At 60.5% G+C, this 9,741-nt stretch carries 7 protein-coding genes; 5 read left to right on the top strand and 2 right to left on the bottom strand.

Translation table 11 applies throughout. The features are described from left to right. Window positions 1–133 precede the first annotated feature (133 nt). Window positions 134–2,968 (bottom strand): excinuclease ABC subunit UvrA, encoded by a 2,835-nt coding sequence (uvrA, locus tag IRZ77_RS15690; protein WP_046615921.1) that lies wholly within the window; start codon window positions 2,966–2,968, stop codon window positions 134–136. Window positions 2,969–3,097: 129 nt separating this feature from the next. On the opposite strand from uvrA, the gene IRZ77_RS15685 reads away from it, so the two are divergent. The 3 genes from IRZ77_RS15685 to IRZ77_RS15675 all read left to right on the top strand — a co-directional run bounded on the left by IRZ77_RS15685 (window position 3,098) and on the right by IRZ77_RS15675 (window position 5,813). Next, window positions 3,098–4,492 (top strand): MFS transporter, encoded by a 1,395-nt coding sequence (locus IRZ77_RS15685; RefSeq protein WP_196173903.1) that lies wholly within the window; start codon window positions 3,098–3,100, stop codon window positions 4,490–4,492. Window positions 4,493–4,501: 9 nt separating this feature from the next. After that, window positions 4,502–5,044 carry a single-stranded DNA-binding protein gene (locus IRZ77_RS15680; protein ID WP_046615922.1) on the top strand — a complete coding sequence of 181 codons (543 nt, stop codon included), beginning with the start codon at window positions 4,502–4,504 and terminating at the stop codon, window positions 5,042–5,044. A gap of 310 nt (window positions 5,045–5,354) precedes the next feature. Beyond that, window positions 5,355–5,813 (top strand): hypothetical protein, encoded by a 459-nt coding sequence (locus tag IRZ77_RS15675; RefSeq protein WP_178081803.1) that lies wholly within the window; start codon window positions 5,355–5,357, stop codon window positions 5,811–5,813. 232 nt (window positions 5,814–6,045) lie between these two features. On the opposite strand, the gene IRZ77_RS15670 is transcribed toward IRZ77_RS15675, so the two are convergent. Further along, a complete protein-coding gene (locus IRZ77_RS15670; RefSeq protein WP_196173901.1) occupies window positions 6,046–7,446 on the bottom strand; it encodes an aminotransferase-like domain-containing protein in 1,401 nt (466 codons plus the stop codon). Window positions 7,447–7,890: 444 nt separating this feature from the next. On the opposite strand from IRZ77_RS15670, the gene IRZ77_RS15665 reads away from it, so the two are divergent. Together IRZ77_RS15665 and IRZ77_RS15660 are read left to right on the top strand one after the other, a co-directional pair. Then, entirely contained in the window at window positions 7,891–8,916 is a 1,026-nt protein-coding gene (locus IRZ77_RS15665; RefSeq protein ID WP_085601395.1) for a TauD/TfdA family dioxygenase, read from the top strand. Between the two features lie 31 nt (window positions 8,917–8,947). Further along, window positions 8,948–9,733 carry a sulfite exporter TauE/SafE family protein gene (locus IRZ77_RS15660; protein ID WP_046615926.1) on the top strand — a complete coding sequence of 262 codons (786 nt, stop codon included), beginning with the start codon at window positions 8,948–8,950 and terminating at the stop codon, window positions 9,731–9,733. Window positions 9,734–9,741 lie beyond the last annotated feature (8 nt).

Below are 9,741 nucleotides of genomic sequence, written 5' to 3'. Positions count from 1 at the left end.
GCCTGGGGCTGCTTTGCAGCCCTATCGCGACACAAGGCCGCTCATACATTTGAACGCGTCAATCCAGAGATTACGCGATCGCCTGTAGGAGCGGCCTTGTGTCGCGAAAGGGGCGCAAAGCGCCCCCAAGGCCTTACGCCCGATCCCGCTCCAGCAACGGTTTGAGGTAGTGCCCGGTATACGACTGTTTCATCGTACTCAGTTCCTCCGGCGTACCGCAGGCAATGATCTGCCCACCTTTCGAGCCACCCTCTGGCCCCAGATCCACCAGCCAGTCTGCGGTCTTGATCACATCCAGGTTGTGCTCGATCACCACCACGGTATTGCCGTGGTCGCGCAGGCGATGCAGCACATCCAACAACTGCTGGATATCGGCAAAGTGCAGGCCCGTGGTTGGCTCATCAAGGATGTACAGTGTCTTGCCGGTGTCACGCTTGGAGAGTTCGCGCGATAGCTTGACTCGCTGGGCCTCACCACCCGACAGGGTGGTCGCCGACTGCCCCAGCTTGATGTACGACAGCCCCACATCCATCAACGTCTGCAGCTTGCGCGCCAGCGCCGGCACTGCGTCGAAGAACTCGCGGGCATCCTCGATGGTCATCTCCAGCACCTCGTGGATGTTCTTGCCCTTGTACTTGATCTCCAGGGTTTCGCGGTTGTAGCGCTTGCTCTTGCACACGTCGCACGGCACGTAGATGTCCGGCAGGAAGTGCATCTCCACCTTGATCAGGCCATCGCCCTGGCAGGCCTCGCAACGGCCGCCCTTGACGTTGAACGAGAAACGCCCCGGACCATAGCCGCGCGAACGCGACTCCGGCACACCGGAGAACAGCTCGCGGATCGGCGTGAAGATGCCGGTGTAGGTCGCCGGGTTCGAGCGAGGTGTGCGGCCGATCGGGCTCTGGTCGATGTCCACGACCTTGTCCAGGTGCTGCAGGCCATCCATGCTGGCATGCGGCGCCGCCTCCAGGCTGCTTGCGCCATTCAGGGCAGTTGCGGCCAGTGGGAACAGAGTGTTGTTGATCAGCGTCGACTTACCTGAGCCGGATACACCGGTCACGCAGGTCAGCAGGCCGATCGGGACTTCCAGGTCGACGTTTTGCAGGTTGTTGCCACGTGCGCCCTTTAGCTTGAGCTGTAGCTTCTTGTTGCGCGGGGTACGCTTGGCCGGTACGACAATCTTCTTGCGGCCGGACAGGTACTTGCCAGTCAGCGAGTCGGGGTGGTCCATGACCTCCTGCGGCGAGCCCTCGGCGACGATCTGCCCACCGTGCACGCCGGCCCCCGGTCCGATGTCCACCACGTAGTCGGCCAGGCGGATGGCATCCTCGTCGTGTTCCACCACGATCACCGTGTTGCCCAGGTCGCGCAGGTGGTTGAGGGTGGCAAGCAGGCGGTCATTGTCTCGCTGATGAAGGCCGATGGACGGTTCATCAAGGATATACATCACCCCCACAAGACCAGCGCCGATCTGGCTGGCCAGGCGGATTCGCTGCGCCTCGCCACCGGACAGCGTATCGGCGCTGCGGTCCAGGGTGAGATAGTCGAGACCGACGTTGACCAGGAACTGCAGGCGCTCGCAGATTTCCTTGAGGATCTTCGCCGCAATCTCGCCACGGCGACCGGTCAGGGTCAGCTCGCCGAAATAGTTGCTGGCTTCACCAATCGGCAGGTTGGTCACCGCCGGCAGGGTCTTCTCGCCCACCCACACGTGCCGTGCCTCTCGGCGCAGACGGGTGCCGCGGCAATCTGGGCAGGGTTGGGTGCCAAGGAACTTGGCCAGTTCTTCACGCACGGTGGCCGATTCGGTCTCCCGGTAGCGACGTTCCAGGTTCGGTACGATGCCTTCGAAGGGGTGCGAGCGCTTGACGATGTCGCCTCGGTCGTTGAGGTACTTGAAGTCGACGCTCTGCTTGCCGCTGCCTTGCAGGATCACCTTCTGGTGCTCGGCCGACAGCTGGCCGAACGGCTCCTCCAGGCTGAAGCCGTAGTGCGCGGCCAGCGAACCCAGCATCTGGAAGTAGTACACGTTGCGCCGGTCCCAGCCGCGGATCGCGCCTTCGGCCAAGGTGAGCTCGGCATTGACCAGGCGCTTGGTGTCGAAGAACTGCTTCACCCCCAGGCCATCGCAGGTAGGGCAGGCGCCGGCGGGGTTGTTGAAGGAGAACAGCTTCGGCTCCAGCTCGCTGATGGCATGGCCACAGACCGGGCAGGCGAAACGCGCGGAGAAGATCGTCTCTTCGCCTTGTTCGTCATCCATCGGTGCCACCAGGGCGATCCCGTCGGCCAACTTGAGCGCGGTCTCGAACGACTCGGCCAGGCGCTGTTGCAGGTCGGCGCGGACCTTGAAGCGGTCCACCACCACATCGATGCTGTGTTTTTTCTGCTTGTCCAGCTTGGGCAGTTCGTCGAGTTCATAGAGTTTGCCGTTGACCCGAGCGCGCACAAAGCCCTGGGCGCGCAACTCGTCGAACACTGCCAGATGCTCGCCCTTGCGCTCGCGCACAACGGGCGCCAGCAGCATCAGTTTGCTGCCTTCCGGGCGCTCCAGGACCAGGTCTACCATCTGGCTGATCGTTTGCGCTTCCAGCGGGATATCGTGATCCGGGCAGCGCGGAGTGCCGACGCGGGCGTACAGCAGGCGCAGGTAGTCGTAGATTTCGGTGATGGTACCGACCGTGGAGCGGGGGTTGTGCGAGGTCGACTTCTGCTCGATGGAAATGGCTGGCGACAGGCCTTCGATGGTGTCGACGTCGGGCTTTTCCATCATCGACAGGAACTGCCGGGCGTAGGCCGACAGCGATTCCACATAGCGGCGCTGGCCTTCGGCGTACAGGGTGTCGAACGCCAGGGACGACTTGCCGGAACCGGACAGGCCGGTGATCACGATCAGCTTGTCCCGGGGCAGGGTCAGGTCGATGTTCTTCAGGTTGTGGGTACGTGCCCCACGAATCAGGATCTTGTCCACTGCGGCCTCGCTCGGCGGGCATAAACAAAGAAGTATACGGCGCCCTGCCAGTACGCGGCAAAGCGTCGCGTAGATGCCGTCAAGCTGTCGGACTGATAGAATCGCCGCCGGTTCACACGAGGTTAATCCATGCACGACACCCACAACGAGCGCATGAGTGGCGGCGAAACCCGCGCCGCTGGCGGCCTGGCCCTGGTCTTTGCCTTTCGTATGCTGGGCATGTTCATGGTCTTGCCGGTGCTGGCCACCTACGGCATGGACCTGGCCGGTGCCACGCCTGCGCTGATCGGCCTGGCCATTGGTGCCTATGGCCTGACGCAAGCCGTATTGCAGATCCCGTTCGGGATGATTTCCGATCGCATCGGCCGCCGGCCGGTGATTTACCTGGGGCTGGTCATCTTTGCGCTGGGCAGTGTATTGGCGGCCCAGGCCGACTCCATCTGGGGAGTGATCGCCGGGCGTATCCTGCAGGGCGCCGGAGCGATTTCCGCTGCGGTCATGGCACTGCTGTCCGACCTCACCCGCGAGCAGCATCGGACCAAGGCCATGGCCATGATCGGCATGAGCATCGGCCTGTCGTTTGCGGTCGCCATGGTTGTCGGCCCATTGCTGACTCGTGCCTTTGGCTTGTCAGGATTGTTCCTCGCCACGGCAGGACTTGCCCTGGTCGGCATCCTGCTGATCGCCTTTGTGGTGCCCAATACCCACAGCATCCTGCAGCATCGTGAGTCAGGTGTGGCGCGCCAGGCCATCGGCCCGACCCTGCGCCATCCGGACCTTCTGCGGCTGGATGTGGGCATCTTCATCCTCCACGCGATCCTCATGGCAAGCTTCGTCGCACTGCCGCTGGCCTTTGTCGAGCGCGGCGGCCTGCCGAAGGAGCAGCACTGGTGGGTGTACCTGACCGCGTTGTTCATCTCATTTTTTGCAATGGTCCCGTTCATCATCTATGGCGAAAAAAAGCGCAAGATGAAACGCGTGTTGGCCGGGGCGGTCAGTGTGTTGCTGCTGGTGGAGGTATTCTTCTGGCAGTGGGCTGACGGTTTGCGCGGACTGGTGATCGGCACCGTGGTATTCTTTACTGCATTCAACCTGCTGGAGGCATCGCTGCCTTCACTGGTGAGCAAGGTGTCGCCTGCAGGTGGCAAGGGGACGGCGATGGGGGTCTACTCTACCAGCCAGTTCCTCGGTGCTGCCCTGGGAGGAATCCTTGGTGGCTGGTTGTTCCAGCATGGCGGGCTGAACATGGTGTTCCTCGGTTGTGCGGTACTGTGTGCCATCTGGTTGGTTGTTGTCTTGCGCATGAACGAGCCGCCCTATGTGACCAGTCTGCGCATGCCGCTGACGCCAGAGGCAGTGCGGGAAGCCGGCCTGACCGAGCGCCTGATGGCTGTGCCAGGTGTGACCGACGCCGTCGTGGTGGCGGAAGAAGCCGCCATCTATATCAAACTGGATACGAAAATTTTGGACCGTACGACCCTTGAGCGCCTGGTGAACCCGGCCTCTTCGGCGTGCGAAGCCTAGGAGAACGTTATGGCCCGTGGGGTTAACAAAGTCATTCTGGTCGGTACCTGTGGCCAGGATCCCGAAGTCCGCTACCTGCCCAACGGTAACGCCGTGACCAACCTGAGCCTGGCTACCAGTGAGCAGTGGACCGACAAGCAGTCGGGTCAGAAGGTCGAGCGTACCGAGTGGCACCGTGTGTCGCTGTTCGGCAAGGTTGCCGAAATCGCCGGCGAATACCTGCGCAAGGGTTCGCAGTGCTACATCGAAGGCAAGCTGCAGACCCGCGAGTGGGAAAAAGACGGCATCAAGCGCTACACCACCGAGATCATCGTCGACATCAACGGCACCATGCAGCTGCTCGGCGGTCGTCCGCAGAACCAGCAGCAGGGCGGTGACCCATACAACCAGGGTGGCGGCAACTACGGCGGTGGCCAGCAGCAACAGTACAACCAGGCGCCGCGCCAGCAGGCCCCACGGCCGCAACAGGCCCCTCAGCGCCCGGCACCGCAGCAGCCAGCCCCTCAGCCAGCGGCTGACTTCGACAGCTTCGATGACGATATTCCGTTCTGATCCAAGCCGTTAAGCAGTTGGCAAAAAACCAAAAACCCAAGACAGATGTCTTGGGTTTTTTTATGAGCAAACAGTGGTAGTGCTGTGCGGGCTTTCCTCTAAAAAGAAAGCGGCGAAGATAGGGCGCCAGCTTCGCGATATTGCGGGAAACTCGGCAGCCCATTGAGTAGGAAAAGTGCCTATAAGAAGTTACCAACTTTATTGGTTATAGGAAACGCTGACCGTAAATGTCAGAGGCTTCTGAAATTCTAGTGGGGCGCACTTTTTCCTATGCTGATCGCTTAGTATTCACTTTTTAAAGGAGTGGATCATGCAAAGTGCTGAGAAGGAATGCCTGTTAGGTCAAATAAACCTGAAGTCAGAGGCGCGAAACTACAATGTCTCCGGTTTTTCCGAGATATATGCAGCTCATCTTGAGGGGCCTGCTGGGGATGCTGCGTTTTACGGTCGAGTATTAATAGGCATTGGATTGGCAATTTCCGCACTGGGCCTTGGCATCTTCCTGTTCGGTCCTGAGGTTATTTATTATGACCGGCTTTCAGGCCCTACTCTGATTCAATACATACAAGCGAACTCCGGCCTCGTTGCAATTGCCGGCGGGTTGATAATGGCGTGGGGCGGGAAACAGCGGGATGAAGGCATTGTTTATCGGGAGGATTTTCTCCTGTCCCATTACAAGTTTGTAACGGAAGATGGGCAAGATGTTAGCGGTCAGGTTTCTGTCCGATATCTGGAAGGCGATAATTTCAGTGTGTTCATCGACTTGTAGTCGAGCGAGTATGCTCGGGCCTTGTTAGAGTCAGATGCGTCATTGATTAAAGTTATGCCTCTTACTTGACAGTCTGCCCTCAGTTCTTGGCTGGTGCCGTTCTGCTGCACCTGTTTTGTTGACGGCTACAAATCAAACCCTGTGACACCGAGTGTCTGTTGGAGTGGCCTCGCGTCGCGAAACGGGTGCATAGTGCCCCAAAATGGCACGGCTACACCAATACCAGTCCAGTTCAATAAAACAACCGCGGCTCCGGTGAGTCCAGCAAGCTGACCAGCTTGGTCAGGGCAAAGCCCAGTTCCTGGCGGCTGGGGGCCATCAGGGCGATGCGCACGCCGCAGCTGGCGTGGCTGCGTTCTGGCAGGAACTGGCTGCCACTGACTACCGTGACTCCGTTGTTACGTGCCAGGTTGGCGAATTCGTCGCTTGTCCAAGGCTCCGGCAACTCCAGCCAGATATGGAAGCTGTTGGGCTGGCTGCGGATCTTGTACTTGCCAAGGATCTCCCGGGCCATTTGCTGGCGCCCGGCCGCCTCCTCCTGTTGCACCCGCACCAACTGGTCAGCCATGCCGCTGTTGACCAGGTTGCTGGCCAATTGCGCCATCAACGGAGAGGGCATCCAGACGCTGCTGCGTACCATCGACGAAAGCCGCGAGAGGGTTTGCGGTGGGGCGTACAGGTATCCGATGCGCAGTGCTGGCAGCACACTTTTGGACAGGCTGGTGAGGTATACCGAGCGTTCGGGCGCATACGCCGCCAGTGGCTGGTAATCCGGTGCGGGTTCAAGGAAACCGTAGATATCGTCATCGACGATGAACAGTTCGAACTCGCGGGCGATCTCGGCGATGGCCTGGCGCCGTGCGTGGGGCATGATCGAGTTGGTCGGGTTCTGGTGGGTGGTGACGCACACCAGCAGGGAAGGGCGGTGCTCCAGGCACGCCGCGCGCAGTGCCTCGGGAATCAGGCCGTGCTCGTCCATGGCCACGCCGCGCAGGCGGCGGCCCATGCTGTGGGCCAGGGAGATGATGCCTGGGTAGCAGAACGACTCGCACAGCACCACATCGTCGCTCTTCGACAGGCTGCTGATGGCCACCAGCAGGCCGTGCTGGGCCCCTGAAGTCAGAACTACCTGCTGCCAGCGCGCCTCGGGCAGCCAGCGCTGGATCCAGGCGGCACCGGCCTGCTTGTGGGTCGCATGGCCGCCATCGGTGACATAGTCGAGCACCTGCGCCAGGCCGGGCGACGCGGCCAGCTCGTTTATGGCTCCGCGCAGCCAGTCGGTCATGTGGGCATCGTTGGGCTTGATGATCGACAAGTCAATCTGGCCGCTCTCACGTTCGGCGGCCACGGGCTTTGGCTGTGCGACCGGGGCAGGAGGAGAGCTTTGCAGCTGCCGTTGCTGCAGCACGAAGGTGCCGCGGCCGACTTCGCCTACCACCAGGCCGCGCTTGGCAGCTTCGTCGTAAGCGCGCCCGATGGTGCCGGGGGTCACGTTCAGGGACTCGGCCAGATCCTTGAGTGTCGGCAAGCGTTCGCCAGCCACCAGCCGGCCACTGCCAATGTCTTGTTCCAAGGCGTCGGCAATCATCAGGTAGACCGGCTGCGCCAGGTCGCTGTAGTGAGGAACCCACATAGAAATGGCACCAGAATCTGCGAGAACGCGGAAGCCTAGCACGAAAGGTCTGATGGAAGTAATTGTGTTTTCGTACAGGTAAATTACCTTGATTGAGTCGCTTTGGGTTGTTGTGCGTTCGTAGCGGACACCCGTCGTCAAAAGGCGATCCTTTCGCCGGCCGTACACCGTATCTCGTGACGATAGATAGAAACCTTTTGAAATCAATGAGTTGATTGAATCGATTCAATCCTCAAGGTTTACACTATCGAAAATGAATTGAATCGATTTTATTTTTGTAATTACAATGATTGAGTCGATGCAATGTGCGATTGCGGCCAGCGGCGTCAATCGCTGGCGTCGCACAGCTGTGAACGGCTTCAAAAAATACAACGTCTGCCGCCTCTGCCCGGCTTAGCACGACACCGAACGGCCTCAAGCCGCCTCAATGGAATATCACTCGAAATGGAAAGCGCACAACTGCATCAAGGGGCCGAGCCTCGGACCGCACTGGAGATCCGCCTGCCGTGGGTCACCTCCAGCGCCTGGCAAACCCTGCTGAACAACACCCCGCTCGATTTCGAGACGAGCAAAGAGCTTTACCCACAGATCAAGGATCAGGCGCAGGAAGTGCTGGGCAAGGCGCTGTGCCAGCAGATCCGCGGTTTTGTCGAAGACCCGCACCTGACCAGCATGATCGTGCGCAACTGCCCGCGCGACCGGGATATCCCGCCCACGCCCTATTCGGGCGTGCTCAGCCCGCGCAGCACACCCATTGCCTGCCTGGTCAGCCTGACCATGCAGAGTCTGATGGGGATCAACCCAGTGGTTTATGAAGGGGAGAACGATGGTCACCTGTTCCGCCATGTCATACCGTCGCGCAGTTCGTCCAGCCACAAGAGCTCCCATGGTTCGCGGCTGCGCTTTTCCTATCATGTGGACAACCCGGACCTGCCGCTTTCTTCCGAGCCGCTTGGCACCGCTTCCTGCTGCCCGGAGTACCTGTCGTTCTTCGGTATGCGCTGTGACCCGCGCATCAGCACCACACTGGTAAACCTCGATGCCGTGGTCGCAGCACTACCCGCATCGACCGTGCGCGAACTGTGCCTGCCCCAGTTCGAAATCCGTCGCCCGGACTCCTTCACAGGCAACCGTCGTTGCACCGCCGAGTTGCCTGTCCTGGCGCGTGGTCACGCTGGCGAATGGTTGTGCCGCTTCGACAGCGAAAACACCCACGGCCTGAACCTGCGTGCCGAACAGGCCCTGGGCAGCCTGCGCAGCGTGCTGGAAACCCGCCGCTTCGATGAGCCGCACCTGCTGCTGCCTGGCGATTTCATGATCTTCAAGAACCAGCGCGTGCTGCATGCCCGCGATGGCTTCGAGCCACAGAACGATGGTGCCGACCGCTGGCTGCTGCGTCTGTTCGCAGTAAACGACCTGAACCGGGTGCACTTCGCCCGGGCCGATCACCTCTACGAAGTTCTCTCCTGATCTCTTTCACTGACTCGATGGACGTACTGTTATGGAACTGTTAGGCGCTTTCTGGGCTGAACACTGGTTGCTGGCGATCCTCATGCTCGGGGCAATTGCCTTCGTTGCCGGCTTCGTCGACAGCATTGCCGGTGGCGGCGGGCTGTTCCTGGTGCCGGGCTTTCTGCTGGTTGGCATGCCACCCCAGGTTGCCCTCGGCCAGGAAAAACTGGTCAGTACCCTCGGCACGCTGGCGGCCATCCGCAACTTCCTGGCGAACAGCAAGATGGTCTGGAAGGTAGCGCTGGTCGGCGTGCCATTCTCGCTGCTCGGTGCCTACCTGGGAGCGCACCTGATCGTGTCGATCTCCCAGGAAACCGTAGGCAAGATCATCCTGGCGCTGATCCCCTTCGGCATCCTCATCTTCCTCACCCCCAAGGACCGCCCGGTCGAAGAGCGCGAACTGTCATCGCGCATGCTGTTCACCGTGGTCCCCCTGACCTGCCTGGCCATCGGTTTCTATGACGGCTTCTTCGGTCCCGGTACCGGCAGCATGTTCATCATCGCTTTCCATTACCTGCTGCGCATGGACCTGGTCTCCAGCTCGGCCAACTCCAAAACCTTCAACTTCGCATCCAATATCGGCGCCCTGGTGGCCTTCGTCATTGCCGGCAAGGTCGTCTACCTGCTGGCGTTGCCGCTGGTGGCTTGCAACATCCTCGGTAACCACCTTGGCAGCGCGCTGGCCCTGCGCAAAGGCAACGAAGTGGTGCGCAAGGCGCTGGTGTTCTCGATGCTCTGCCTGTTCACCAGCCTGGGCGTGAAGTACCTGGCCTGACCCTTCCA

Origin of the sequence: Pseudomonas pudica (assembly GCF_015680405.1) — a bacterium.
Taxonomy (GTDB): Bacteria; Pseudomonadota; Gammaproteobacteria; order Pseudomonadales; family Pseudomonadaceae; genus Aquipseudomonas; species Aquipseudomonas pudica.
The sequence above is the reverse complement of the archived record's forward strand: the minus strand, read 5'-3'. Positions and strand labels throughout refer to the sequence as shown.

Excerpts from the sequence above, each read along its gene's own strand:
- IRZ77_RS15680 (WP_046615922.1), top strand. The coding sequence starts at position 4,502 with ATGGCCCGTGGGGTTAACAAAGTCATTCTGGTCGGTACCTGTGGCCAG.
- IRZ77_RS15670 (WP_196173901.1), bottom strand. The coding sequence starts at position 7,446 with ATGTGGGTTCCTCACTACAGCGACCTGGCGCAGCCGGTCTACCTGATG.
- IRZ77_RS15660 (WP_046615926.1), top strand. The coding sequence starts at position 8,948 with ATGGAACTGTTAGGCGCTTTCTGGGCTGAACACTGGTTGCTGGCGATC.
- IRZ77_RS15675 (WP_178081803.1), top strand. The coding sequence starts at position 5,355 with ATGCAAAGTGCTGAGAAGGAATGCCTGTTAGGTCAAATAAACCTGAAG.
- IRZ77_RS15685 (WP_196173903.1), top strand. The coding sequence starts at position 3,098 with ATGCACGACACCCACAACGAGCGCATGAGTGGCGGCGAAACCCGCGCC.
- IRZ77_RS15665 (WP_085601395.1), top strand. The coding sequence starts at position 7,891 with ATGGAAAGCGCACAACTGCATCAAGGGGCCGAGCCTCGGACCGCACTG.